General features: G+C 57.1%; 22 protein-coding genes. 13 read left to right on the top strand and 9 right to left on the bottom strand.

Going from position 1 to position 25,324, the window contains the following annotated elements; translation table 11 throughout:
• The first annotated feature begins 23 nt into the window (after positions 1 to 23).
• The 5 genes from GQR90_RS07345 to GQR90_RS07325 all read left to right on the top strand — a co-directional run bounded on the left by GQR90_RS07345 (position 24) and on the right by GQR90_RS07325 (position 6,113).
• A complete protein-coding gene (locus tag GQR90_RS07345) occupies positions 24 to 875 on the top strand; it encodes an IclR family transcriptional regulator (RefSeq protein ID WP_158773527.1) in 852 nt (283 codons plus the stop codon).
• 373 nt (positions 876 to 1,248) lie between these two features.
• On the top strand, positions 1,249 to 2,334 hold the full coding sequence (locus tag GQR90_RS07340) for a formimidoylglutamase (RefSeq protein ID WP_158773526.1): 1,086 nt from the start codon (positions 1,249 to 1,251) through the stop codon (positions 2,332 to 2,334).
• Positions 2,335 to 2,362: 28 nt separating this feature from the next.
• Positions 2,363 to 3,334, top strand: a complete 972-nt coding sequence (locus GQR90_RS07335) for a TAXI family TRAP transporter solute-binding subunit (RefSeq protein WP_158773525.1) — start codon at positions 2,363 to 2,365, stop codon at positions 3,332 to 3,334.
• Positions 3,335 to 3,375: 41 nt separating this feature from the next.
• A complete protein-coding gene (locus GQR90_RS07330) occupies positions 3,376 to 3,864 on the top strand; it encodes a DUF1850 domain-containing protein (RefSeq protein ID WP_158773524.1) in 489 nt (162 codons plus the stop codon).
• On the top strand, positions 3,864 to 6,113 hold the full coding sequence (locus tag GQR90_RS07325) for a TRAP transporter permease (RefSeq protein WP_158773523.1): 2,250 nt from the start codon (positions 3,864 to 3,866) through the stop codon (positions 6,111 to 6,113). Before GQR90_RS07330 ends, GQR90_RS07325 begins: the two co-directional genes overlap by 1 nt.
• A 108-nt stretch (positions 6,114 to 6,221) precedes the next feature.
• Here the strand turns inward: GQR90_RS07325 and amt are convergent, their stop codons facing one another.
• The 8 genes from amt to glnT all read right to left on the bottom strand — a co-directional run bounded on the left by amt (position 6,222) and on the right by glnT (position 15,342).
• A complete protein-coding gene (amt, locus tag GQR90_RS07320) occupies positions 6,222 to 7,568 on the bottom strand; it encodes an ammonium transporter (RefSeq protein ID WP_158773522.1) in 1,347 nt (448 codons plus the stop codon).
• A 127-nt stretch (positions 7,569 to 7,695) separates the two neighbouring features.
• Positions 7,696 to 8,745, bottom strand: a complete 1,050-nt coding sequence (locus GQR90_RS07315) for a heme-dependent oxidative N-demethylase family protein (RefSeq protein ID WP_158773521.1) — start codon at positions 8,743 to 8,745, stop codon at positions 7,696 to 7,698.
• Positions 8,746 to 8,786: 41 nt separating this feature from the next.
• Positions 8,787 to 9,731 (bottom strand): PDR/VanB family oxidoreductase, encoded by a 945-nt coding sequence (locus GQR90_RS07310; RefSeq protein ID WP_158773520.1) that lies wholly within the window; start codon positions 9,729 to 9,731, stop codon positions 8,787 to 8,789.
• The gene (locus GQR90_RS07305) at positions 9,716 to 10,402 is read right to left on the bottom strand and encodes a dimethylamine monooxygenase subunit DmmA family protein (protein WP_158773519.1); all 687 of its coding nucleotides are present in this window, start codon (positions 10,400 to 10,402) and stop codon (positions 9,716 to 9,718) included. The genes GQR90_RS07310 and GQR90_RS07305 overlap by 16 nt, the downstream gene beginning before the upstream one ends.
• Positions 10,403 to 10,907: 505 nt before the next feature.
• Complete coding sequence (locus GQR90_RS07300) at positions 10,908 to 12,248, bottom strand: FMN-binding glutamate synthase family protein (RefSeq protein ID WP_158773518.1); 1,341 nt, start codon at positions 12,246 to 12,248, stop codon at positions 10,908 to 10,910.
• Between the two features lie 14 nt (positions 12,249 to 12,262).
• Positions 12,263 to 12,949, bottom strand: a complete 687-nt coding sequence (locus tag GQR90_RS07295) for a protein glxC (RefSeq protein ID WP_233266473.1) — start codon at positions 12,947 to 12,949, stop codon at positions 12,263 to 12,265.
• On the bottom strand, positions 12,950 to 13,867 hold the full coding sequence (locus tag GQR90_RS07290) for a class II glutamine amidotransferase (RefSeq protein WP_158773517.1): 918 nt from the start codon (positions 13,865 to 13,867) through the stop codon (positions 12,950 to 12,952).
• 140 nt (positions 13,868 to 14,007) lie between these two features.
• Complete coding sequence (glnT, locus tag GQR90_RS07285) at positions 14,008 to 15,342, bottom strand: type III glutamate--ammonia ligase (RefSeq protein WP_158773516.1); 1,335 nt, start codon at positions 15,340 to 15,342, stop codon at positions 14,008 to 14,010.
• 729 nt (positions 15,343 to 16,071) lie between these two features.
• Here glnT and GQR90_RS07280 point away from each other — a divergent pair.
• From GQR90_RS07280 to GQR90_RS07265, 4 genes are all read left to right on the top strand, one after another.
• The gene (locus GQR90_RS07280) at positions 16,072 to 17,217 is read left to right on the top strand and encodes an aminomethyltransferase family protein (protein ID WP_158773515.1); all 1,146 of its coding nucleotides are present in this window, start codon (positions 16,072 to 16,074) and stop codon (positions 17,215 to 17,217) included.
• A gap of 168 nt (positions 17,218 to 17,385) precedes the next feature.
• Positions 17,386 to 18,084, top strand: coding sequence for a helix-turn-helix domain-containing protein (locus GQR90_RS07275; RefSeq protein ID WP_158773514.1), 699 nt, complete (start codon positions 17,386 to 17,388; stop codon positions 18,082 to 18,084).
• A 150-nt stretch (positions 18,085 to 18,234) separates the two neighbouring features.
• Positions 18,235 to 18,663 (top strand): GNAT family N-acetyltransferase, encoded by a 429-nt coding sequence (locus tag GQR90_RS07270; RefSeq protein WP_158773513.1) that lies wholly within the window; start codon positions 18,235 to 18,237, stop codon positions 18,661 to 18,663.
• A 312-nt stretch (positions 18,664 to 18,975) separates the two neighbouring features.
• Positions 18,976 to 20,007: a hypothetical protein gene (locus tag GQR90_RS07265; protein WP_158773512.1), complete on the top strand. Its 1,032-nt coding sequence runs from the start codon at positions 18,976 to 18,978 to the stop codon at positions 20,005 to 20,007.
• 42 nt (positions 20,008 to 20,049) lie between these two features.
• Here the strand turns inward: GQR90_RS07265 and GQR90_RS07260 are convergent, their stop codons facing one another.
• Entirely contained in the window at positions 20,050 to 21,009 is a 960-nt protein-coding gene (locus GQR90_RS07260) for a LysR family transcriptional regulator (RefSeq protein WP_158773511.1), read from the bottom strand.
• A gap of 199 nt (positions 21,010 to 21,208) precedes the next feature.
• Between GQR90_RS07260 and GQR90_RS07255 the strand changes: the two genes are divergently transcribed.
• The 4 genes from GQR90_RS07255 to GQR90_RS07240 all read left to right on the top strand — a co-directional run bounded on the left by GQR90_RS07255 (position 21,209) and on the right by GQR90_RS07240 (position 25,237).
• Positions 21,209 to 22,558: an aspartate aminotransferase family protein gene (locus GQR90_RS07255; protein ID WP_158773510.1), complete on the top strand. Its 1,350-nt coding sequence runs from the start codon at positions 21,209 to 21,211 to the stop codon at positions 22,556 to 22,558.
• A gap of 71 nt (positions 22,559 to 22,629) precedes the next feature.
• On the top strand, positions 22,630 to 24,120 hold the full coding sequence (locus GQR90_RS07250; RefSeq protein ID WP_158773509.1) for a CoA-acylating methylmalonate-semialdehyde dehydrogenase: 1,491 nt from the start codon (positions 22,630 to 22,632) through the stop codon (positions 24,118 to 24,120).
• A gap of 216 nt (positions 24,121 to 24,336) precedes the next feature.
• Positions 24,337 to 24,648, top strand: a complete 312-nt coding sequence (locus tag GQR90_RS07245; protein ID WP_158773508.1) for a putative quinol monooxygenase — start codon at positions 24,337 to 24,339, stop codon at positions 24,646 to 24,648.
• A 142-nt stretch (positions 24,649 to 24,790) separates the two neighbouring features.
• Complete coding sequence (locus tag GQR90_RS07240; RefSeq protein ID WP_158773507.1) at positions 24,791 to 25,237, top strand: hypothetical protein; 447 nt, start codon at positions 24,791 to 24,793, stop codon at positions 25,235 to 25,237.
• The last annotated feature ends 87 nt before the right edge of the window (positions 25,238 to 25,324 follow it).

The raw sequence follows: 25,324 nt of genomic DNA, 5'->3' as shown, positions 1-25,324 counted from the left end.
CCACGTTGCATAAGGAATCAGGCATGTCAGAGTCACACACCTCACGCTCTCCGGGGCAAGATACCGCGGCTGCCGTCACCAGTGAGCCAGCACTCTCGGTGACCGCATCACGCGAAAATGATTACATCGTGCCGGCCCTGTTTCGTGGCCTCAAGATTCTCGAGATGTTCAGTACCAGCCGAAAGGTACTGACCACCAACGACTTTGCGGATGAGCTGGGCGCCACCAACTCGGCCATCTATCGCATTGTCACGACACTGACGGACATGGGATATCTGAAGAAAATTGCCCGCAATACCTACGAACTCGGCCCGCAAGTCATTACGCTCGGGTTCAGCTATCTCGCCAGCCGCGATGTCGTGGATGTCGTGGCGCCCCATCTGGATAATCTCCGCGACCAGACCACGCTGTCCTGCCACCTGAGCATTCGCGAAGGGACGGATGCCATCTATCTGTATCGTGCATTCGCGGCTCAGCGCATGTCCGTCAATATCCCTATCGGCTCACGTTTGCCCTGCCACGTCAGCGCCATGGGGCGGATCCTGCTCACGGCACTCGATGACGATGGCCTTCAGCAGCTGTACCGCCAGACGCGGCTGGATGATTATCCGCCCCCCGCGCCACAGAATCTGCCCGCCTTGAAGGAGGCCATTGACGAAGCACGCACCCAGGGCTGGGTCGAGAGCCGCTCCGATTATGCCACTGCCATCGCGACGGGACTTCATGACCATACGGGCCACCTTGTCGGTGCCATCAACCTATCAGGCCCTGATGGCATGATGAATGATGAGCGCAGACTGCCGCTGCTGCGAGGTGCGCTGCTGGATTGCGCACGCCACATCAATCATGAGCTGGGCAGCTTGCACCGCCGTTGACTCTCCTCACCACCGTCTCTCGAATCTTTAAGATGCACCCTCGTCTCTGCACAAGAGACACAGGTGCATTTACAGAAGAGGCGCTGTCATTTCAATGAGTTCATCGCCGCAACTCTGCACACTCTCATCCACTACCACGCCAGTCAGTGTCAGTACGTAAAAATAATTTACCTGGCAATAACTTGATTCAATCACGTTTATTGAAAGTGTCTTACCTGCTCATAGTCAGTCGCATCTTTCTTCGATAAAAAATTACTTAAAATCGCAGGTAAACCTATTAATTTATATCTGAATAAAACCGCATATTTTATGATTGTTAGTCTGACGTACCTGTGGTTTTATCAATGACTTACAAACTTCACGAGCTTTCAACATGGTCTGCCAGACTCCCGCGCCGCATTGGAAAGGACGAGATGATACCGGTGAGCCTTCAGCCTTGAGCAAGCGCTGGCATCATCAGGTCATGTCTTATCACCCGAGCATTGAATCTCGGGTGTTAGGACAGTGTGCCTATGCATTGTTGGGATTTGCTTGTGATCTGGGCGTAATACGCAATCAAGGACGTGCCGGCGCCGCGGATGGTCCAAAGGCTTTGCGACGTCAACTCGCCAACCTAGCCTGGCCGATAGATAACGCCCTCCGCGTATGTGATTACGGCAATATAGCGGCACCATCGATGATGGATCCGATGGATGAGCATCAAACGTTTTCGGAAGAATTCACAAGAGAAACGCTAGGTGTGTATCTCGCTGACGCTCAAGCACATCTTGCCTCACATGTCAGCCAAGCACTTGCAACACATACTCGTTTACTCGTGATAGGCGGCGGCCATGAAACTGCCTGGGGCAGTTTTCAAGGACTGTGGAAACGACTCGAATGTCTTCAACAGAAAAACGACCTTGAGAGCCCTCCGAGATTGGGCATCATCAATCTGGATGCGCACCTTGATCTACGCCTGAACCCGGACACACATGGCACATCCGGTACACCCTTCCGTCAGATCGCTGACTTTCTAGCTGAGCGTAAGCAGCCTTTTGAGTATTGCTGCCTTGGTATGGCCGCTGAAGCCAATACTCGTGGACTACGTCAGCGAGCTGATGATATTGGCGCACTTGTCATTGAAGACCGGCAGCTTTCAGGAGATGCCATGAATGCCATGGCTCTCGAGCAAGCACGCCAGCAACTGGCCAATTTTTGTATCGATAAAGATGTGCTCTATCTGACATTAGACCTTGACGTACTGCCACATTATCAGGCACCCGGCGTCAGTGCTCCGGCCAGTCGTGGGGTTGCGCTAAGTATTATCGAAACTCTGATTCAGGACGTAAAACTCCATGCAAGAGCATGTCGTTTTGGCCTACCGCTGGTGGAAGTCGTCGAACTAAACCCTCACCACGACCAACAGCAAACTACCGCCCGCACGGCAGCCGTGCTGGCATCCATCATGCTGCTGGACTAACAGCAGCGAACTGCTAGGAACAATAATAATGCGCAAGACATTTAAGGTTGCTGCACTCTCTGTCATGTTGGGTGGCATGTTATCCACCGGTGTCGTTCATGCCGAGGAACGAGTCTTCTTCGGAATTGCTACCGGAGGTACTGGCGGTACTTACTATCCATTAGGCGGCATGTTGGCGCAGACCATTACCGAGACGGCCAAGCTTGATGGCGATCGTGCTCTATCTGCGACGGCTGAAACGGGTAATGCCTCAGTAGCCAATGCTGCTTTGCTAGGACGCAAGGGAATCGAATCCGCCTTCATTGCTGCCGATGTTCTTGATGCTGCCTATCACGGCAGTGGTCAGTTTGAAGGCAAGAAGCTCGGCAATCTACGCGCGCTTGGTGCACTTTATCCGGAAACAGTCCAGCTGGTTGCGCAACCAGAGTTCAAGACCTTTGCCGATCTGAAAGGCCAAAGCGTCAGCTCAGGTTCGCCGGGATCTGGCCAATGGCAGTTGCTAGGTGACCTGCTGGATGCTTACGGCATGAATCGTGACGACGTGAAAGAGGATTACTCCTCCTTTACCCAGTCCGCAGAGAAGCTGAAGGACAATAATCTCGGCGCCTCACTCATCACCGCCGGCACGCCAACTTCATCCATCGTCGAACTGAGCAACGGGCATGCTGTCAGCATCATTCCATTGGAAGGCGATGCCATCGACGCACTGCGAAAAGCCCAGCCCTATTACACGACGTTCACCCTACCAGCCGGCACCTATAAAGGTGTCGATGTGGACGTGAATACCATCGCTGTGCGCGCGATATGGGCAACGCATGCTGATCTGCCAGAAGATATCGCTTACGCAGTGACCAAAGCTCTTTATGAAAATACTGATGCGCTAGCCAAGGTACACGTCAAGGGCAAGGAAATTACTCTGAAAACTGCACTGGACTCCGTATCCATTCCGCTGCATCCGGGTGCCGAGCGCTACTATCGTGAAAAAGGTCTAATCGAGTGATATCGATAGGGTGTCGCTTTGTATGCATCATGGCTGCCGGAATGGCAGCCATGATAGGCCTACCGCAGATCGCGTCAGCACAAGCAATCGCCATCAGCGACTTTCATCGCGGGGAGCCTCGTGAGTGCTTGCCTCTTGCCTCGGATGGGAAGTTCAACTTGAGCTTTGTTCACTCCGTCTCTCTGACTCCCGTCACAGATGAGTATCGCTTGAGCAAGAGTCTCGAAATCCTCCAGACAGCAGAGCGTTTTCGCACTCATGGTCAAGGCCTGCCGTCCATGGATGGCGAGCCGAATGCAACAGGCTACACACGGAATAAAGATGAGTTCGTGCTGCACATGGCACGTCCTATCCCTCGTTTAATCGTCAATACAGATGCCCGGTTCCGCAATCGTCTCACTGGTAATGGTCAGCACGTGAACCTCAATCAATGGCCGGATACCGCATTACTCCTGTATCCCGTCGCAAGCTGCGATGATGACCATGACATTGGTAATAACAACCAAAATGATAATGACAGGACACACTAATGACACCGTCGCGTGCCCCCAATACCGCGCCTGACGACTCATCTCCCGGAGCTCAAGGCCCGGACGTAGATGACCTGATCAAGCAATTTGATGCCGAGAGCAACTTTCGACATTTGACAGGATTTCTCAAGCATGGAGTGACGCTGGCCTGCGTCACACTAAGCTTGTTCCATATCTATACGGCGGGTTTCGGGCTACTGAACGAAATTTCACATCGTAGCCTGCACATGGCATTCATCATGGGTCTGCTATTCATTGTATTCCCACGGCCCACCCCGAAGCGTACGACTTCCTCATGGATATTGGGACTTGGTTATGCAGCCTTCTATCTTGTACTGGCAAATCAAATGGTCTCGGCATTGGGTAGTCAGCTCGGTGTCACACTGAGCGCGGTGGTCTATGCTTTCGCCCTACTGGTCGGACTCTCGGCGCTGCCTCTCAAGGCGCTCGGTGGTCGTGGCAATACCACGAGCTGGATTGACTGGTTACTCGCCGTCGGCGGGGTCGCTTTCTCAGCTTATCTTGTGGTGTTCTTCGATCAGATCTTCATCGTCAATGTGGGCTTCCCACAGTCGATGGATTATGTACTAGGCACGCTGGCCATCGTGTTGGTCATTGAAGGGGCACGTCGCACCATGGGCGAGTCGCTGTCGATCATCGCCGTCCTGGCGCTATGTTATGCACTGCTAGGCCCCTACCTCCCCGGCGTACTGGCCCATCGAGGCTATGACATTGTTCGCTTGATTGAGCACCTTTACCTGGGAACGGAAGGTATTTATGGCATCGCACTTGGCGTTGTCGCCACTTACGTCTTCCACTTTGTACTGTTTGGAGTATTGGCACAGGCCTCAGGACTTGGTCAGCTATTCATTGAACTCGCCACTTTACTGGCAGGTCGATACACCGGCGGACCCGCCAAGGTATCGGTCGTTTCGTCAGGCTTCTTCGGCATGATTTCCGGATCACCTGTTGCCAATACTGTGACGACTGGTGCCTTTACCATTCCCATGATGATGCGCTACGGCTTCAGTGGCCGTTTTGCAGCGGCCACTGAGGCCGCATCTTCCTGTGGCGGCCAGATCACGCCGCCTATAATGGGCGCCTCCGCCTTCGTAATGGCCGAAATGCTGGGCATTCCCTATAACGAACTGATACTGGTCGCTATCATCCCTGCCGCTTTCCATTACTTCGCTGCACTGAGCATGGTACATCTGGAGTCGAAACGACTGGGGCTAGTCGGTATCCCACGTGAAGACATTCCGAAGTTCGGCGACATCATGGCTCGCCACTGGCATCAGACGATTCCATTGGTCGTCATGGTGACGCTGCTATTGATGCAGTTCACACCCTTCCTGGCAGCTTTCTGGGGCATCATCTTGACGGTCTTGTGTTCATACATTCCGCTAGTGATGCGACCGTTGGGCTTTATTCGCATGGATCGCGATAGCGTACTGACACCACGCCGTCTGATTGCAGGTCTGGAAGAAGGCGCCAAGCAGTCTATTGCCATCACCGCCGCCTGCGCCTGTGTCGGTTTCCTGCTGGGTGTTACGACCCTGACAGGGCTGGGTTTCAAGTTTTCGGGCGCTGTCATCGAACTGGCCACCGATCTCGGAACCTGGTTCTCAGCGATTGTTCCTTTTGGGCTCCTAGATCAATCGGGCGTCATTCTGTTCTTTGCTTTGGTGCTGGTCGCGGTCGCTTGCATTCTGATGGGCGCAGGCATTCCGACAACACCTACCTACATCATACTCGCCTCCATTGTAGCGCCGGCGCTGGATGAGTTCGGTATCGCTCTGCTTGCGTCCCACTTTTTCATCTTCTATTACGGCGTGCTGGCAGATGTGACACCTCCTGTGGCGCTGGCAGCTTACGCAGGAGCGAGCATTTCCGGATCGGACCCAATGCGGACAGGAACTACCGCTTTCCGATTGTCGATGGGCAAGGCGTTGGTGCCAATGATGTTCGTTTATGCCCCCAGTCTCCTGTTCATTGACTTCACCTGGAGTGAATTCCTGCTAGCCATGTTCAGCGGTATTCTATGTATTCTGTCGCTTTCAGCAGCCTATATTGGCTACTTCAGCACGCGCCTGGGGCTTACCGAAAAGATTCTATTGAGTCTCGCGGGACTGGCACTGGTCGGGAATACCTTTTGGGTAATTGTCGTCGCAGCAACAATAGCCTTTGCTGTACTAGCCATGAACATGATCAAGGGACGCCAGGAACGTCAATTCCATGCGTTGAGCTGAAGCGATCCGAAAGTGCTTCTAGCTTTTCTAACAAGAACACAGAAAGGCCCGCCAGTTGGCGGGCCTTTCTGTGTTGGTCAGCTCTACCTCACGAGAGCTGGAACAGGCTTAGCGTATCGCGCCTTTCAGCGCCGCCCCGGAAACCTGGGAGGCTGCTCCCTTGGCATTCCCGGTAGCGTTGCCACTTCCTTGTGCAGGCGAGGTCATGGTCACGAATTCCGGATACGCCCCCATGCCACACTCGTGCATGTCCATGCCTTCCATCTCTTCCTCTTCACTGACGCGCAGGCCACCGCAGACCTTCTTGATCACCAGCAATGCGCCGTAGCTAGCCGCAAACATCCAGGCAAAGATGATCAGCGTGCCCAGCAACTGGATGCCGAAGGTGGCGTCAGGGTTCGAGAACAGTACCGCCATGATGCCCCATAGGCCCGCCGCACCGTGCACGGAAATGGCACCCACCGGATCATCGATCTTGAGGCGATCCAGCCCCACCACCGACAGCACCACGATGATGCCACCCACCGCCCCGACCAGTACCGCCAGGCCAGCCGACGGTAGCAGCGGCTCCGCGGTGATCGATACCAGACCCGCCAGTGCACCGTTCATCACCATGGTCATGTCAGTCTTGCCGAACATGGCGCGTGACAGCAATGCTGCCGCCACCATGCCTGCCGAGGCAGCGGCATTGGTGTTGACGAAGATCTTCGCCACGCTGTTGGCATCCTCGAGACTGGCAATCTTGAGCATCGAGCCACCATTGAAGCCGAACCAGCCCATCCACAGAATGAACATGCCCAGCATGGCGATCGGCAGATTGGCGCCCGGAATGGCGCGTACCTGTCCGTTGGCACCATAACGACCCTTGCGCGGACCAACCAGCAACACGGCTGCCAGCGCGGCTGATGCTCCCGCCATGTGCACCACGACCGAACCGGCAAAGTCCTGATAGCCCATCTGATCGAGGAAACCACCGCCCCACTTCCAGTAGCCTTCCACCGGGTAGATGACAGCCACCATCACCACCGCGAAGATCAGGAATGGCCACAGGCGCATGCGCTCCGCCACGGCACCGGAAACGATGGACATCGTCGCAGCAGCAAACACCGCCTGGAAGATGAAGTCCGCCATGCTGGAGTAATAGGCAGCCCCCTCACCACTGCTGATGTCACTCAAGGTATTGTCATCCCCGAGCATGAACGACAGGCCCGGAATCACGCTGCTGATGGCATTGTCGCCCGGGTACATCACGTTGTAACCCACCACCAGGAACACCAGACAGGCGATGCCATACAGCAGCGCGTTCTTGGTCAGTATCTCGACGGTATTCTTGGAACGCACCAGCCCCGATTCCAGCATCGCAAAGCCACAGGCCATGAACATGACCAGTGCCGTGCACATCAGGAAGTAGAACGTATCCAGCGCATAGCTGAGTTGCAGTAGGTCAATATTCACCCGCGATTCCTCTTTATTGTTATCGGTCGACTCTGCTGTCGGATGAGAGCGTCGCTATCGTGTCACTCCCGTTTGGCGCTCGTGTCGCTCTCACTTCACTCCCGCCTCATCCCCTCTCATTCGCGTCTCATGCACTTTGCTTTTCCGCTTGGCTTGCACCGACGCCAGCCTCTCGCCGCTCCAGCCACTCGAGCACACTGGGCAGATAACGTGTCAGTCCCTTGTACTCGATCAGCTCCGGCGGCAGCGTATGCAACACCTTCAATAGACGAGACTGCCATACGGGGTTGGTGCAGAGATCGTCAAGGTTGATCAAATAAGTACGAATGCCGAAGAACAGCGCATGACTCCGCGGCATGCGCACCAGCGTCTGCAGCTCGACGCGCAGATGAACATCGCGTCCGGCATTGTCCGGCGTGATGGTGGCGCGATCACTGCCCCACTCCGAGAAGGTTTCTGGCGAACTGTCCATGCGCGGATGAATGGTCATGGTCCAGTTGAGGCGATGTACTGGCCCACCGACTTGAATGGCACACAGGTATTTCAGTGCCCGCTCGAAGATGCCCATCTCGTGTGCCAGTGGCACCGGGCCATGCCATTGGGAAAAGCTCATGCCGGCATCAAACGCCAGTGACCAGTCCGCCGGGCAGGTGATCATGCCGGCGTCCATGAAGAGGTCGCCGTCACGCTGATCCAGCAACGCGATGTCGCCCTGTACCTGACGACCGATATAGTCCAGCGGCGCCATGGGCAGCGTGGTGTCATCGCCCATGCGGAAGGACTGCTCCAGCCCCAGAAGATGGTTGCGCCAGTGACAGTCATCACCCTGGCGTTCGAAACTGAAGGACTCGGGGTAATCCCTGGCGTAATACGTCATCACGAATTCGAGAAAATCCCACGCTGCGGGCTGCATGTGTGGCATCACCAGGCAACGCTTGGGGTCACTGTCCAGCACACGTGCCCGCTCGGCGGTCTCGCTCAGATAATGCTCATCGATATCCAGCATGTGCTCGGTGATGGAACCCGACTTGCCTGGCAAGGCATGCGGCTCGATATTGACTGAATAACGATACTCATCTTCCGGAAACGGAAACGGGAAGCGCTTGATGGCGTGCGCTGAATTCTTGAAGGTAAATTGACCATGGAAAGCCTGATCATCACGGGGTGCAAACTGCATTGTTCTGCTCCTTGAGTATCCATCCACCGCAAGAGGTGTGTTCAGAGATCCAGCACCAGACTGGCGCTGCGAGCGCGTGAAACGCAGGGCATGATGCAACGCTGACTGGCGCGCTCCTGATCGTTCAGGAAGGCATCGCGATGTTCCGCCTCGCCATCCAGCAACTCGACCCGACACTGACCACAGACACCGCCACGACACAGGCTCGTCGTCTCGACACCGCTACGCTCGAGGGCTTCCAGCAATGATTCATCAGCCTCGACTGCCACCTCAACACCACTGTTGCGCGCCACGGCCGTGAACGGCATACCCGGCGCCGGGGCGGCAAACACTTCGTGATGCACACGGGCCGAGCTCCAATGGAGCGCTGCCGCTGCCGCATGCACGGCATCGATCATGCCTTGTGGGCCGCAGATATAGACGTGGGTTCCGGCGGGTTGGCGTGACAACAACGCTGCTAGATTGGGGCGTTCGAGCCGATACTGAGTGATGCCACCACTGGCGACGTGCGCGGCAGCTTCAGGGAATCTGACCGCGTCGAGATCCTGGCTGCGCAGATGCAGCTCCCAGCTGGCACCTCGCCGCTCCAGTTCCGGCAGATACGACAGAAACGGCGTGATACCGATGCCACCGGCCAGCATCAGATGATGGCGGGCCTGCCACTGAGGCAGGAAAAGATTGGCCGGCGCACTCATCTCCAGCACATCTCCCACCTTGATGCGCGAATGAATGGCTTCCGAGCCACCCCGCGACAGCGGCTGACGACGCACGGCAATGCAGTACTGCGATGAGTCATCTGGCGCACTGATCAATGAATAGGCATTGCGACAGGTCCGCCCCTCACCGGGGATGCCCAACACGATATGACTGCCGGGCGAGAATGGGGTAAATGACTGCCCCGACTCGGCAGGTACCAAGGTCAAGCGGCGAACAGTGGTGCTGATCTGACCCACTGCCGCGATGCGCGCCTTCATGAAGCGAGACATGGCGCTACCTCCTGTGTCTCTGGCAGTTCGCCCGGGGCTTCGGCATCGACGCGCACGCCCATGTAGCCCCCCAGACGCTTGGAAAAGTGATCTCGAACTTCCAGCGACATGCCGCAACCGCCGCAAGTCGCAGGCGTATGGTGCACGTTGGCAGTCACATGCTGGCAGTGCACACAGAACAGGTGCCGTCCGCAGGCGGCGACCGGCAGCATCAGGATGTCGTCCTGTACCAGCCCCCGTTGCTGACCTTGCTGTGCGATCTGCCATACGAAGTGCTCGCTGCCGATGGCGATGAGACAACCCGACGCGCCTACGTGATTGATTGCGTCACTTAGTACGTGTCGTGATCCGGCCTCCTCATCACGGCTTTGCGTGGTGAGAACAGATTCGGGAATCTCGAGCCAGGCACCAGTCACCCCAGTTGCCTTGTCAGATGGAACCTCAGACAGCGCGGCGAGAACTGACGCCTCAGCGCCTACGCGACGGTCCAGCAAGACTCTGACACGCTGGCCAAGCTGCTCGAGCTGTTCGACTGCGGCTTGCGCCATGCCGGGCACAGGAGCCTGACTGACCACCAGATAACGCTGGGCAGAAGGCAAAGCCTCAATGCAAGGATAATGCTGGCGACTGCGAATCCCGGTAGTGACAGAAATAGGTTGCGGGCTTTTCATGAGACGACCCTGCTCCGAGAGAGTGTTCTTGTCGTGATGTCAGTCAACCGAAGATGCCTGACATCCCTTTTCATCTCATTCAAAGAGCAGAATTCATGCCAAAAAAAGCAAAGATACTGTCTTGCAAGGCGCAAGATACGCCTGACGCCATATCTTCACCAATGAAGTCAACTATTCGTCATGATTCGCACCAAAAGACATCAAAAAATGTCATGGAATAGTCCATAATCACCAGATTGGAACTCTCAAGTAAATCGTCATTTATCTCGACATTCAAGCACATAATAATCGCCATCATCTAGCATAAAACTCAATGCATCATTGATATTTATTCACGTAATATTCTCGAAAACACTTTCCTTCACCACTTCCTTTCAAGCATGAAAAAAGCGTCCCACCAGAAGTGGAACGCTTCAGATATCCCACCATCATTCCCTGTCATGATATCCAATATTTCACGAAGAATGACGAGGAACCACCAGCTGGCACGATGAATAACGAAAGATCAGTAGCCCGACTGACCCGGAATCCAGGTAGTGCCTGCCAGCGGGACACGCGCCATGGCGGCGGCTTCCACATTGAGGGCAACCAGATCTTCCGGCTCCAGGTGATGCAGGTGAGACTTGCCACAGGCGCGGGCCAATGTCTGTGCTTCCAGCGTCAGCACGCGCAGATAATTGGCCAGACGCTTGCCGGCAGCCACCGGATCAAGTCGCTTGCTGAGTTCCGGATCCTGGGTCGAGATACCCGCCGGGCACTTGCCATCCTGGAAGTCATCGTAGAAGCCTGCAGCGGAGCCCAGCTTCTGATACTCCTCGGCATAACGCGGATGGTTATCGCCCAGCGCGATCAGCGCGGCGGTACCGATCGCCACGGCGTCTGCCCCTAGCGCAATCGCCTTGGCCACATCAGCGCCGTTGCGAATGCCACCAGACACGATCAGCTGAACCTCACGGTGCAGCCCCATCTCCTGGAGTGCCTGAGTGGCCTGCGGAATCGCCGCCATGGTCGGGATGCCGACGTGTTCAATAAAGACATCCTGAGTCGCTGCCGTCCCGCCCTGCATGCCATCCAGCACAATGACATCCGCGCCTGCCTTCACCGCCAGCTTGACGTCGTAGTAGGTACGCGTCGCCCCAATCTTGACGTAGATCGGCACCTGCCAATCGGTGATCTCGCGTAGCTCGGCAATCTTGATCGCCAGGTCATCCGGGCCGGTCCAGTCCGGGTGACGACAGGCACTACGCTGATCAATCCCCTGCGGTAGCGTGCGCATGCCCGCGACGCGTTCGGAGATCTTCTGGCCCAGCAACATGCCACCACCGCCCGGCTTGGCACCTTGGCCAAGCACGATTTCAATGGCATCCGCCTTGCGCAGGTCATCCGGATTCATGCCGTAACGTGACGGCAGATATTGATAGACGAGACGTGAGGACTGGCCACGCTCTTCCGGCGTCATGCCGCCATCACCAGTGGTCGTCGAGGTGCCGACTTCCGAGGCTCCTCGTCCCAGCGCTTCCTTGGCCTGCGCGGAGAGTGCACCGAAACTCATGCCGGCAATGGTGACCGGTGTACTGATGACGATGGGCTTCTTGGCGTGACGCGTACCCAGCACGACTTCGGTCTCGCACTTCTCGCGATAGCCTTCCAGTGGGTAGCGCGACATGCTGGCCCCAAGGAATAGCAGGTCATCAAAGTGTGGCACCTTGCGCTTGGCGCCCCAGCCACGAATATCATAGATGCCGGTCTCTGCCGCACGCTGAATCTCGTGAATGACATCGCGGCCAAAGGTGGCGGATTCCCGCAGTGCCGGGTTGTAGGGCTGTGTTTGAGTTTCGTCAGTCATGTTGGGCATCCTGATCAGTAGGCTGAGGCGTTGTCGACCTTGAAGTGATAGAGCTGACGCGCGGATCCAAAGCGCGTGAAACTGGCCGGATCTTCGTCAATGCCGGCGCTCGCCAGCAATTCACCCAATTCCTCCAGGTGCTCGGTGCGCATTTCCTTGGCGATACAGTCAGCGCCAAGAGATGCGACCGTGCCTTTCACGTAGAGACGCGCCTCATACAGGGAATCTCCCAGCCCCTCGCCTGCATCACCACACACCACCATGCGACCTGCCTGGCCCATGAAAGCACTCATCGCACCAATACTGCCCTTGACGACGATATCGACCCCCTTCATCGAGATGCCACAGCGTGCCGCGGCATTGCCCTCGATCACCAACAGGCCGCCATGCGCGGTGGCACCCGCTGATTGCGAGGCATCACCCTTGACGCGAACGCAACCTGACATCATGTTCTCGGCGACACCAACTCCGGTATTGCCATGAATGGTAATGTTAGCTTTCTGGTTCATGCCTGCGCAGTAGTAGCCGGCATGCCCATCGATATCGACACTGATATCTTCATTGATGCCACAGGCAATATTGTGTGCACCATCAGGATTGGTCACTCGCCATTCACGCGCACTGGAAAGTATCTGTGCATCATGCAATGACTGATTGAGTTCGCGTAATCCAGTGGTGGCCAAGTCATGAGTCTTCATCATTTACGCGGCCTCCGTACGGGACGTTTCACGTTCCCATAAATAGATTCTTCCCGGCTCTGGCTCCCAGACACGGGCGTCCTTGATGCCCGGCAGACTGGCCAGGGCACGATATTCAGAGGCCATGGCCACGTAATCATCCGTCTCGGCGATCACGGCAGGCTTGCAGGCGATCGGGTCGCGCACCACGGCAAAGCCATCACGGGTACCGATGGCAAAGGTGAAGAAGCCGTCCAGGTCCTTGAGGGCACCGTTAAGTGCGGCTTCCAGACTGTCGCCCTGCTCCAGACGCCAGGTCAGGTAACCTGCCGCCACTTCGGAATCATTGTCGGTCTCGAAGCTGATGCCTTCACGCTTGAGCTTGGTGCGCAGCCAATTGTGATTGGACAGCGAGCCGTTATGCACCAGGCACAGATCACGACCGGTGGAGAACGGATGACTCCCCTGTAGCGTCACGGCGCTTTCGGTCGCCATACGGGTATGCCCGATGATGTGGCTGCCCTTCATGTTCTTGAGGCCATAAAGGCTGGCGATATGTGCTGGCAGGCCGACGGCCTTGAGAATCTCGATGCTCTGCCCAACGCTGAGTACGCGAATCTGGGGCGCATTCATCGTCAGCCATTCGCGCACGGCACCTTCTTCACCCTCGAGCTTGAAGACCGCGACACTGGCATTGCTGAACCAGTCCGCCACTGTCCCTACTTGCTCGCCCAGTCCGCTGGCAATCAGGCTCCAGTCTTCTGCTGGAGCATCGCTTTGCAGCGTCAGCTTGATGCCAGCATCATATTCATCGCCATAGATGGCAAAGCCGGCGCTGTCCGGGCCGCGGTCCGTCATCGAGATCAACATGGGCTCGAACAGCTCGCCCAGGCGCGACTCCAATGCTGGATTCTTGAGATATAGGCCTACGATCCCACACATGATGATGTCCCTCGCTGCCATGATTCACATCATGACGTTATGTCGTGAAAGCAGATGACAAGGCCGTATAGCCCTCCGGCCCCTGCGCATCAAAAAGAATGGCGTCACCGCCACAAGATGACCTCGACAGTCATCGGCCTCTAGAAGAATTCGGCGTAGCGACGGACTTCCCAGTCACTGACCTGAGCGTTGTATTCCTGCCACTCATCACGCTTGAGGCGCATGAATTCCTCGCAGATGCCTTCCCCCAGGCTTTCGCGCAGGATGCTGTCCGCTTCCAGCGCATCGATGGCCAGCGAGAGGTTCTGGGGCAACTTCTCGATGCCCTTCTCCACGCACTCGCTCGGGGTCAGGGAATACAGGTTGATGTTATGAGCCGTGCCCGGATCAAGTTTTCGCGCCACGCCATCCAGCCCTGCCGCGATGATGGCGGCGTGGACGAGGTAGGGGTTGCAGCCGGCATCAGGCAAGCGGAATTCAAGGCGGCCATAGGGCACACGCACCATGGCGGAACGGTTGTTGTCACCGTAGGCAATGAAGACGGGCGCCCAGGTCGCGCCACTGGTGCTGCCACCGCCGACGAGACGCTTGTAGGAATTGACGGTCGGTGCCGCAAAGGCACACAGCGCTGGGGCGTGAGCCAGCAGACCCGCCATGAAGTGATACGCCAATGACGACAACCCCATGCCCTGTACGTCGGAATCGTCCGCGAACAGATTGCGACCGCTGTCATCACAGACAGACAGGTGGAAGTGCATGCCGTTGCCAGGGCGATCTGCCAGCGGCTTGGGCATGAAGGAGCACACCATGCCCAGATCATTGGCGATTTCACCGGCCGCCATGCGCACGAAGGTGAAACGGTCAGCCGAAGTCAGCGCATCGCTGTAGGTGTAATTGATCTCGAACTGGCCGTTGGCGTCTTCGTGATCGATTTGATAGATGTCGAAGTCCACCGCCTGCAGGGATTCCACCAGCCGCTCGAGAAACTCCCGCGAGCGCGACAATCCCTTGTAGTCATAACAAGGCTTGGCAAGAGTATCGCTCTCATCCACCGGCAAGAGCTGGCCGCTCTCACCGCGGCGGAACAGCGAAAACTCAGGTTCGAGCCCGGTGTTCAGCGTCCATCCCTTGTCCTTCATGCGCTCCAGTTGCTTGAGCAGCACGACACGACTGTCATTGGCGAACGGCTCACCGTTGACGTAGCCATCGCAAGCCATGCGGGCATAGCCTGGCTGCCACGGTACCAGCGACAGCGAGGCAAGATCGCCGCGGGCCATGAAGTCGGGGCCTTCCGGCGACATGCCCAGGCCACTGACGGCAAAACCTGCAAAACCTGCTCCCTTCTCGACCACGTCCATCAGACAGTTGGCTGGAACGGATTTTGTCTTGGCGGCACCATGAATATCAACGAATTGCGCCAGCAGGTAGCGAATGTCGTGATCCTTGATGAACTGTTGCGCATTTTCGGGAGACATCGGAGTTCCTTTGAGAGCGGACCGGGGTGTCGTCTCGCTGGACCCTTCACTCAGGGTGTCGGTCGCAACCCGGAATCTGATTCCTGTGGGTCACTCTGACAGTGAAGAGGACAGTGAAGACAGCGGACGAAACGTGTTGTTGTGATTCCTGATGGTCAACTTTATTTCCCTGAGAGAAAAGCACGCAGCGTGCCAATCTTGCGTTACACGCCTCGAACGCAACACCTAAGCCGCTGTAAAATATGATAAATTAATTTAAATCATCACCAAACTCTCTCCATCATCACGGCATTAGCCGACCAATACCGACACGTTCGCGACAAATGTGCGCCATTGGCGTGCATGACTGCCAGATAACGCACCGCCACGATGCACCACTTCGCAAACTCTCTCCCCAAGCGGCCTTCATTGAGCCAGCGGACTCACTCACCGATGATTGAGACCCGCCAGCACCACCACATTTTGAAAGTTGGCAAGCCCCTTGCTTAACCGATAGGAATGTTTTTTTCCCTTCAAGAATTGATAGAGGGCCAAATAATGCAGCGCGAGAGGCAATGGAGCGGGAGGAAATAGCACTGGATAGCGCTGAAGGCTATGAAGCGGCGCGAAGCAACATGCCAGAAAACAACAACATTTCCCTCCCGGCGTTGAGCTTCTCGCAAGCTATGCAGGGACGGGATCAGATAGCCCCACTTACGCTAGGCAACGACTCACAGGAGAAAGAGACGCATGGCGAATTCATGGCGCATCTCGGCACTGGCCGAACAACACCGCGCGCTGGGCGCGGAGCTTGAAGACTGGAATGGCATGGGCACCGCCTGGAATTACGCGGTGTCAGACACAGCCGACGATCATGAAACCATCCGCACCCGTGCAGGGTTGATGGATGTCTCGGGCCTCAAGAAGATTCACTGTGCTGGCCCACATGCCCAGGCGGTATTGGATTACGTCACCACCCGCGACATGTCCAAGCTCTACCCGGGCAAGTCGGTGTATGCCAGTGTGCTCAATGAAGCCGGCAAGTTCGTCGATGACTGTATCGTCTATTGCCTGGCCCCCAACTCCTACCTGTTCGTGCATGGCACCGGCACCGCCAACGAGATGCTGGCAAAGACGGCGCTGGGTCGTGCCGTCAGCCTGACCTTTGATGACGATATGCACGACATGTCGCTGCAGGGCCCGCTGGCCGTGGACTTCCTGGAGCGCCACATTCCCGAGATTCGTGAACTGCGCTATTTCCATCACCTACAGACCCAGCTGTTCGGCCACCACGTGATGATCTCGCGGACCGGCTACACCGGTGAGCGTGGCTACGAGATCTTCTGCAAGGCCAAGGATGCCCCCTCTCTGTGGGAACAGATCCTCGAGGATGGCGCCGAGATGGGCATCAAACCGTGCAGCTTCGGCACGCTTGATTGGCTGCGGGTCGAAAGCCATCTGCTGTTCTATCCGGCCGACAACTCTGAAACCTATCCGTACGCTGACCAACCCGCGGGCGATACCCTGTGGGAATTGGGGCTGGACTTCACCGTCTCGCCAGGCAAGACCGAATTCCGCGGTGCCAGTGATCACTTCGCACTCCAGGGCAAGGAGCGCGTCAAGGTCTACGGAGTGCTGCTCGACTCGAAGCAGGTCGCGCAGATCGGTGACCAGGTCTACGCCGACGGCAAGTGTGTGGGTGTGATCACCCAGGGCATGTATTCCCGTCTGAGTGGTCGCTCCATGGCATTGGCACGTCTAGCGCCCGGCTACGCCGAACATGGCACTCCGCTGACACTCAAGACCGACACTGACGGTGAGACCAGTCTCTCCGCCATCAGTCATTCCCTCCCCTTTGATGATCCGGAGAAAGCCAAGCGACTGGCACGCGGCTGAACCGAGTAAAACGTCTCAAGGCCGCACCATCACACGCCTCCTCGGGTCTCATCCGGGGAGGCGTGTGGGTTTGACACAAACTTGTTACTGTCACCCTCAGAACGTGCATATCAAGCACATGGCAGGCGCATCACGACCCATGCCACGTCAGACATCCAGGAGCCTCCCATGCCGCGAAAACCTTCCGCGTCTTCCGAGTCATCAGCGCAGGACATATCGCCACCTGACACACAGCCCACGGCTGCGGAGCAGTCCGCGCCGAAAGAGACCATCACGGCGGCCGCCGATGAGACTCGCCTGGGGCTTGAACAGCACATCGCGCGGGCACTCAAGCAACAACGTGTCTCTCAGGGTTACAAGATTTCCGATGTCTCGCGTATTGCCGGTGTCAGCCAAGGCATGATCAGCAAGGTGGAAAATGCCCAGGTCTCCACCAGCCTCGATACCCTGAATAAACTGTGCAATGCGCTGAGTCTGCCCATCTCGAAACTGTTCAGCGATTACGACGTCAATGGGCGCGGCGCCCAGCTCACAAAGGCGGGCCAGGGGATGCAGGTGGTCCGTACGGGTACCGAAGTGGGCCACGCCTATCAATTGCTAAGTTACAAACAAGGACCGAAGAAGCTCTATGAGCCTTTCCTGATCACGATGGATGATGCCAGCGAAGTCTTCCCGAACTTCTGTCACGCCGGGCATGAGTTCATCTATCTCCTCTCCGGTCACCTGACCTATCGTCATGGCGACAAGTTCTATGACATGGGGCCCGGCGATAGCCTGGCCTTTGATGCCGGTGTTCCGCATGGCCCGGAGAAATTGAATGACGTGCCCATTCAACTGCTGTCGATCATTCATTATGACGATGAGTGAAGCATCCAGACGCGTCGCGATGACCTTGAGAGCAACACCCTTGTGAACGACGGCCTGACGAGCGACGGGTTGCCCCTCATCCTGCATTCAAGACATAGCCTGCATTATCGTGAGACACGAGCGGGACGTTACTCATGAAGGACGCTATCCATGAAGATTCGCCTTGCCAGACTTCAGGACGCCAGAGGGATAGCACATGTCGCCTCCGCGCTGGGTTACCTTCCCCATGAGGATGATGCGTTGATCCTTCGACGCCTTGAGCAGTTGTTCTCATCCGCTCATGATCGCATCTGGGTGGCAGAGCAGAATGGCAATGTGATTGGCTGGCTGCATGCGCAACACGCCTTCCGTGCCGCCTCGGCCGATTTCATCGAGATACTGGGCTTGTCCGTCGCCGAGAATGCTCGTTTGCAGGGCACAGGACGGGCACTGGCTGAGCAAGCCAAGACATGGGCTGCCACCGAACACGTGACCTTGCGCGTTCGCACCAATGAAACCCGTGATGTCGCCAAGCAATTCTATGCTGCCTTGGGCTTTGCTCTCGCCAAGAAACAGTGCGTTTTCCAGAGGTCATTTTAACTTGCCGAAGACTCCACACCTCGCCTCAATAATGTGAGGAGAAAGGCTCAGCGGCAGACGACAGAGTGAGGGTTGAGGTATATCGCCCTGATCTCTCGCCATCGATGATTTGCGGCTTTCATGCCACCCGTCGTGAAAAGGACAACACGCATGGCTCTCACTTCCTGCACCAATGCTGCCCGCGTTCCCGATCGTGACCACCAGCTCCAGGTTCAAAAGCCTATGGTCCACAAGCCACCGGTGCACAACCCTTATGCCCCCTCGCAGAAGGATCCATCCCGAAAGACCCGATGGCTCAAGGGAAATATTCATGTGCATACCGTGGAACCATGTGACGACAGCATCGCCGTGGACAGAATTCATGGATTGGATCACGACGCTGTAATTCAGCGCTCACAAGCTGAGCCCTTCTGCTTTGATTTTGTCTGCACCTCGGTACATCCCTATCTGAACAATATCGAGCTGTTCTCACGGGGCGAGCAACGTGACGACTTCGTGGTAATTTCTGGTCGTGAGATCCAGAACAACAACATCGATGATGGCGCGTATCTCAATGGCTATTTCGCAGGTCTGCATGCGCGCTTTCTACACGTACTGAGCATGGGCCAAGTGGGAGGCGTATCGATCTGCGCCCATCCCAACTTCTTCGAGACCACCTTTCCTCGTGAGGGAGGGGAATGGTCGTGTCTCAAGCAGGCATTGCTCAATCCCTGCCATCGCCTGGCAGAGCTCGACATCATGGGACTGGAAGTCTACAACGGCCTCTCAATGCTGGAAGAGAACGCAGGTGCCATCCCCTATTTCCCTCATATGGGAGAGCCATGCTGGGATGACCTGCTCTGCGAGGGGGTTCGCTGCGCCGGATTTGCAGGTAATGACGAGTTCTATCGCGAGCATTATGTCTACGAGAACTATGCTCCGCTGGGCTTCATCATGGTCGAGGCGGCCTTGAATGAAGCCGATATCCTGCGCAGCGTGAAGAGCAATCGCTTCTACGCCAGTACCGGTGTGCTACTGGCAGACACGCCGCTTGTGATACTCGAGCAAACGCAGATAGACCACCATGTCATTCGCGTCACGGCGCAGGAGGCCGTGCAATGGAAGGCAATGGTGCAGCGCGATGACGGTGACGGCTTCGAGTTGGTTTCGCTGGAGGCCCCGGGGCTGGGGGAGCAATGGGAGTTGACCCTGGAAGGACGCTGGAAATACATACGTTTTCAAGCCCAATCGATCAACGACCCGCTACATCGGGCTTGGCTGCAGCCTATCTATGGCCTCGACTGGGTGGATCATGTACCTCCCCACGCAACACTCACGACAGCACGCCACGACAGTACGTCGTAACGGCACTGCTTGACACACTCGTGACAGCACTTCTGAAGACGTTCATGAAAGAGCAGTAGGACGCAACGCATCCAATTCTTTCAGATAACGCTCCAGCACCAGATTGGGCGCGCGACTCTTGCGCGTGATGGCGCTGTAATAGGTGACATAGGAATAGGCCACGGGGCTGATGGCTTGCATCTTGCCATCACGGACCCAGCGCTCGGCATAGTGCGTGGGCAGGTAGCCCAGATAGCTGCCGGAAAGAATCAGGAAGGCGATGCCCTCACGATCAGTGGCAGACGCGGCGGCCTTGAGCGGTTCATGCAGGGCCTTGATGACGGGCGTCTGCGCATAGGCCGGCAGTACCGCGTCGTGCTGGCGTATGGCCTCTTCGCCCACGGGACGCCCCCGCGCCAGCGTCTCTCCCTGCGCGGGCTCTCGAAACAGAGCATGGCCGCGTGCACAGTAAAGACAGGAGGTCTCCTCGTAGAGCCGCCGATACTCAAGCCCCGGCAACGTCTTGAGCGTGGGGATCACGCCGGTATGCAGACGGCCATCCAGCACGGCGCGCTCGATCTCGTTGGGGGGAATCATGCGAATGTTGATCATCACTTCCGGCCCATGGCGTTTCAGGGCGCTCAGGGCATGTGTGATGTGCATTTCGGGCATGGTGACGAGGTTGTCGGTGATGCCGATGTTCAGCTCGCCCTTGAGCCAGGCGTGCAGACCATTGATGCGCGTGCGAAAGCCCTCCGCTGCCGCCAGCATCTGCATCGCCGCTTCATGCACCTCGCGCCCTTCATTGGTCAGGGAGAAGCCACTGCGCCCACGCTGACACAGCTTGAGCCCCAGACGGGTTTCCAGATCGCTCATCGCCATGCTGATGGCGGCACGACTGATGTTGAGTTCAATCTCGGCCGCCGAAAAGCCACCGCACTCCACCACCTTGCGAAAGATTCTCAGCAATCGCAGATCAGCATCTCCCAGCTGTCCTCGCATGCCCTCGTCGCGTCTGGCCATTCGCTCCCCCGTTCATGGTGTCGTAGGTCGTCGCAGCGGCCGTGGTGATCAAGAAACGCGCCTCATGCCTGCCATGGATAAAGTTAAGTAAATGCTTTCCTGAACATCAGTACAACTGGATTTACCTTATCAGATCCTCCTTCTAATCTGAGTTCATGGTGAAGTCCTCAACAACAACACGACACTCCGTGGAGACCACATGACAGCCTTCGACACCTCGGCAGCCGCTCAGGCAGGCCTGAGCCAGGCACAGCTCGATGCCTACTGGATGCCCTACACGGCCAATCGACAGTTCAAAAAGGACCCGCGCATCATCACCAAGGCGCAGGGAGCCTACTTCACTGACTCTCATGGGCGTCAGATCTTCGATGGCCTGTCGGGCATGTGGACGACCGGTGCAGGCCATTGCCGACCGGAAATCGCCGAGGCTGTCTCTCAGCAATTGCATCAGCTCGACTATGCTCCCTCCTTCCAATACGGTCATCCCAAGGCGTTTGAGCTGGCCCACCGCCTTACACAGCTGATGCCCGACGGATTGGATCACGTCTTCTTCACCGGCTCCGGTTCCGAAAGTGCTGACACCTCGCTCAAGATCGCCCGCGCTTACTGGCGCAAGAAAGGCAAAGCGACCAAGACCAAGCTGATCGGCCGTAGCAAGGGCTACCATGGCGTCAACTTCGGCGGCTTCAGCGTCGGCGGCATCGGTGCCAATCGTGCGCTATATGGCCAGGGGATCGATGCCGATCACCTGCCACACACTCTGCTCAAGGAAAACGTCTTCACGCGTGGCATGCCTCAGACCGGTGCCGAACGCGCCGATGAGCTGCTGGAACTGATCGCGCTACACGATGCGTCCAACATTGCGGCGGTGATCGTCGAGCCGATGGCAGGCTCTGCTGGCGTGTTGCCACCACCGGTCGGCTATCTCAAACGCCTGCGTGAGCTGTGCGATCAACACGATATTCTGTTGATCTTCGATGAAGTCATCACAGGCTTTGGACGCATGGGCTCCATGACTGGCGCCGAAGAGTTCGGCGTAACGCCGGACATCATGAATGTCGCCAAGCAGATCACCAACGGCGCAGTGCCGTTGGGCGCGGTCATCGTCAAGAGCGATATCTATCAGACCTTCATGGATACCGGTGGCCCTGACTACATGATGGAACTGCCCCACGGTTACACCTATTCCGGCCATCCTGTCGCGTGTGCCGCAGCGCTCGCCTCGCTGGATATTCTCGAGAATGACCAGCTCATCTCGCGCGTGCGTGACTTGAGCCCGGTGTTCGAGCAGAAGCTGCACGAACTCAAGGGCACACGCTATATCAGCGACATACGCAATTACGGTCTGGCAGGCGCTCTACAGGTCGAGGCCTATCCCGGCGAACCGGCGCGCCGACCTTATGAGATTGCGATGCACTGCTGGAAAGCCGGGTTCTATGTACGTTACGGCGGCGATACCATCCAACTGGGGCTGCCTTTCATTACGGAACACGATGAGCTCGATCGATTGATCAATGCACTCGGCGATGCCTTTGCAGCACAGGACTGAGCCATCTTTCTCACTCGTTCATCGATTCCGAACACTCATCGCCACCGCCTATTGACTTATTGGAGTTAACAATGAAAACGCTCGGTCACCTCATCAACGGCAATATCGATCACAGCGAAGGTCGCACCCAGGATATCTTCAATCCTTCTACCGGTGAGGTCGGCGGTCAGGTTCGCCTGGCCAGCAAGTCAACCGTGGAAGAAGCCATCGCTGCCGCCGAAGCCGCCTTCCCGGCCTGGCGCAATACTCCGCCCATCAAGCGCGCGCGCGTGATGTTCCGCTTCAAGCAGCTGCTGGAAGAACACGCCGATGAGATCGCCCGTCTGATCGGGCAGGAGCACGGCAAGATCTGTCACGATGCGTTGGGCGAGCTGCAGCGCGGCATCGAGAATGTCGAATATGCCTGCGGCGCGCCGGAACTGCTCAAGGGCGAGCACAGCCGCAATACGGGGCCGGGCATCGACTCCTGGAGCGAATTCCAGCCGCTGGGCGTCGTTGCCGGCATCACCCCCTTCAACTTCCCCGCTATGGTGCCGCTGTGGATGTATCCGATGGCCATCGCCTGCGGCAATACCTTCATCCTCAAGCCGTCCGAGCGTGATCCGACCTCAACGCTGTTCATTGCCGAACTGCTGATGGAAGCGGGCCTGCCGCCCGGCGTCATGAACGTCGTCAATGGTGACAAGGAAGCCGTCGACACCCTGCTGGATGACCCGCGCATCCAGGCGGTCAGTTTCGTGGGCTCCACGCCGATCGCCGAGTACATCTATGGGCGTGCCGCGGCCAATGGCAAGCGCTGCCAGGCCCTCGGCGGGGCCAAGAACCACGCTATCGTCATGCCGGATGCTGACATGGAATACGTCGCCAACTCACTGAACGGGGCCGCCTTCGGTTCCTCCGGTGAGCGCTGCATGGCGCTGTCTGTCGCCGTCGCTGTCGGTGACGACGCCGCCGACAAACTGATCGCTCAGATGAAGCAGCAGATGGAAGGCCTCAAGGTTGGTGTCTACAGCAACAAGGATAACGACTTCGGCCCGCTGATCACCGGCGCGCATCGCGACAAGGTGGTCGGTTACATCGACAGTGCCGAGCAGCAAGGTGCCACCATCGTCGTCGATGGGCGCAATCCGCAGGTCGCCGGCGGCGAGAACGGCTTCTTCGTCGGTGGCACCCTGATCGATGGTGTCACCTCGGACATGACCTGCTACCAGGAAGAGATCTTCGGTCCGGTGCTCCTGGTGATGCGTGCCGAATCGATGGATGCGGCCATGAAGCTGATCAATGATCACGAATATGGCAACGGCACCTGTATCTATACTCGCGATGGCGAAGCCGCCCGCTATTTCAGTGATCATATCCAGGTCGGCATGGTCGGCATCAATGTGCCACTGCCGGTGCCGGTGGCCTACCACAGCTTCGGTGGCTGGAAGCGCTCGCTGTTCGGGGATCTCTCCGCCTACGGCCCGGACGGTGTGCGCTTCTACACCCGTCGCAAGACCATCACCCAGCGCTGGCCATCAGCGGGCCTGCGTGAAGGGGCTCAGTTCGCCTTCCCTGCCTGATTCCTCCGCGCACATCGCATGATTGCAGCACCGACGCCGGACAGTCACGCTGTCCGGCGTTTTCATCTTTCCATGACACCAACACCTGCGTGCACTTCTGTCGCTCGGCCTTGCAGTGGGCTGAAACGGCACCACATTGGAAAGGACAGTCACACACCGTCACGTCTTACTCTCTACACCTGTGAATGGCGGCCATCACCGCCTCAAGGAGCTTTCATGATCTGGGTCATCGCTACCATCACCGCCAAGGAAGGTCGTGGGCAAGATGTCTTCAATGAACTGTGCGCCGTCTCGCCGACGGTTCGCGAGGAAGACGGCTGCCACGCGTACCACCCGTGCCTGGATTCAGAACGTGTTGCCAGCAAGGACAACGAACCACGCCCCGACACCATCACCGTGGTAGAAGCCTGGGAATCTCACGAAGCGCTGCAGGCCCACCGTGAGACCGAGCACATGCAGCGCTTTCGTGACAATGCCGGCGACTGGATCGCCGATGGCGACATTCGAATCTTGAGCCCCGCTGGGTAAGCGCTTTACACCTTTATCCTCATGGCACTGGTAGCTCTCACACATGCAGGCTACCCGGTGGTCATCATCGCTGTGCTGACAAGCGGGCACCGTTAGCGCAGCGATTGAGAACCTACCAAGAAACCCATACACTTGTTTCACCATGATCCAACGCACCCAATCCTTGATCATCTATTGCCTGATCGCTCTGTTCGGGCTGATGCTTCCCTTAAGTGGGATGGCAGATGCTTCATCGTCTGCAAATATTCTGGGCGTCGTCAGAGGGGAAGCGCCGGCCTCCTTGATCATGATGGGAGATGATGCGTCCCTTGATGTCTCAGCAAGCTCCGACATGCCAGCGCCATCAGCCTCTCAAGCGATGTCAGCCAGCAGTACCCTGTGCTTCATGGCCATGCAGTGCTGCCAGACATCGACCTCCGGACACGCAGAGATCTGTGGTGCCTCCATGGACTGCCACGCCTGTGGCATTACCAGTGCCGTCGCGATCAAACCGGCCTCTCTGGCCGTGTTGCGAACCTCAGTGACAGCTCGTCACGAGTTCATTCTGTCACGTAGCCCTTCCAATGTGTGGCGCCCTCCCCGCGCCTGATTCCCGTGTCGTGATATGAGTGCTGTCCGTTGCTGACCCTGGGTCCATGCAACGTGCGGTGTCTTTGGCTTGCGCGTTGAATGACGC

This window comes from Cobetia sp. L2A1 (assembly GCF_009796845.1).
GTDB lineage: Bacteria > Pseudomonadota > Gammaproteobacteria > Pseudomonadales > Halomonadaceae > Cobetia.
Note: the sequence above shows the minus strand (reverse complement) of the source record. Positions and strands in the feature narration are given on the sequence as shown.

Excerpts from the sequence above, each read along its gene's own strand:
- GQR90_RS07345 (WP_158773527.1), top strand. The coding sequence starts at position 24 with ATGTCAGAGTCACACACCTCACGCTCTCCGGGGCAAGATACCGCGGCT.
- GQR90_RS07340 (WP_158773526.1), top strand. The coding sequence starts at position 1,249 with ATGGTCTGCCAGACTCCCGCGCCGCATTGGAAAGGACGAGATGATACC.
- GQR90_RS07335 (WP_158773525.1), top strand. The coding sequence starts at position 2,363 with ATGCGCAAGACATTTAAGGTTGCTGCACTCTCTGTCATGTTGGGTGGC.
- GQR90_RS07330 (WP_158773524.1), top strand. The coding sequence starts at position 3,376 with ATGGCAGCCATGATAGGCCTACCGCAGATCGCGTCAGCACAAGCAATC.
- GQR90_RS07325 (WP_158773523.1), top strand. The coding sequence starts at position 3,864 with ATGACACCGTCGCGTGCCCCCAATACCGCGCCTGACGACTCATCTCCC.
- GQR90_RS07315 (WP_158773521.1), bottom strand. The coding sequence starts at position 8,745 with ATGCAGTTTGCACCCCGTGATGATCAGGCTTTCCATGGTCAATTTACC.
- GQR90_RS07310 (WP_158773520.1), bottom strand. The coding sequence starts at position 9,731 with ATGTCTCGCTTCATGAAGGCGCGCATCGCGGCAGTGGGTCAGATCAGC.
- GQR90_RS07305 (WP_158773519.1), bottom strand. The coding sequence starts at position 10,402 with ATGAAAAGCCCGCAACCTATTTCTGTCACTACCGGGATTCGCAGTCGC.
- GQR90_RS07300 (WP_158773518.1), bottom strand. The coding sequence starts at position 12,248 with ATGACTGACGAAACTCAAACACAGCCCTACAACCCGGCACTGCGGGAA.
- GQR90_RS07295 (WP_233266473.1), bottom strand. The coding sequence starts at position 12,949 with ATGATGAAGACTCATGACTTGGCCACCACTGGATTACGCGAACTCAAT.
- GQR90_RS07290 (WP_158773517.1), bottom strand. The coding sequence starts at position 13,867 with ATGTGTGGGATCGTAGGCCTATATCTCAAGAATCCAGCATTGGAGTCG.
- glnT (WP_158773516.1), bottom strand. The coding sequence starts at position 15,342 with ATGTCTCCCGAAAATGCGCAACAGTTCATCAAGGATCACGACATTCGC.
- GQR90_RS07280 (WP_158773515.1), top strand. The coding sequence starts at position 16,072 with ATGGCGAATTCATGGCGCATCTCGGCACTGGCCGAACAACACCGCGCG.
- GQR90_RS07275 (WP_158773514.1), top strand. The coding sequence starts at position 17,386 with ATGCCGCGAAAACCTTCCGCGTCTTCCGAGTCATCAGCGCAGGACATA.
- GQR90_RS07270 (WP_158773513.1), top strand. The coding sequence starts at position 18,235 with ATGAAGATTCGCCTTGCCAGACTTCAGGACGCCAGAGGGATAGCACAT.
- GQR90_RS07260 (WP_158773511.1), bottom strand. The coding sequence starts at position 21,009 with ATGGCCAGACGCGACGAGGGCATGCGAGGACAGCTGGGAGATGCTGAT.
- GQR90_RS07255 (WP_158773510.1), top strand. The coding sequence starts at position 21,209 with ATGACAGCCTTCGACACCTCGGCAGCCGCTCAGGCAGGCCTGAGCCAG.
- GQR90_RS07250 (WP_158773509.1), top strand. The coding sequence starts at position 22,630 with ATGAAAACGCTCGGTCACCTCATCAACGGCAATATCGATCACAGCGAA.
- GQR90_RS07245 (WP_158773508.1), top strand. The coding sequence starts at position 24,337 with ATGATCTGGGTCATCGCTACCATCACCGCCAAGGAAGGTCGTGGGCAA.
- GQR90_RS07240 (WP_158773507.1), top strand. The coding sequence starts at position 24,791 with ATGATCCAACGCACCCAATCCTTGATCATCTATTGCCTGATCGCTCTG.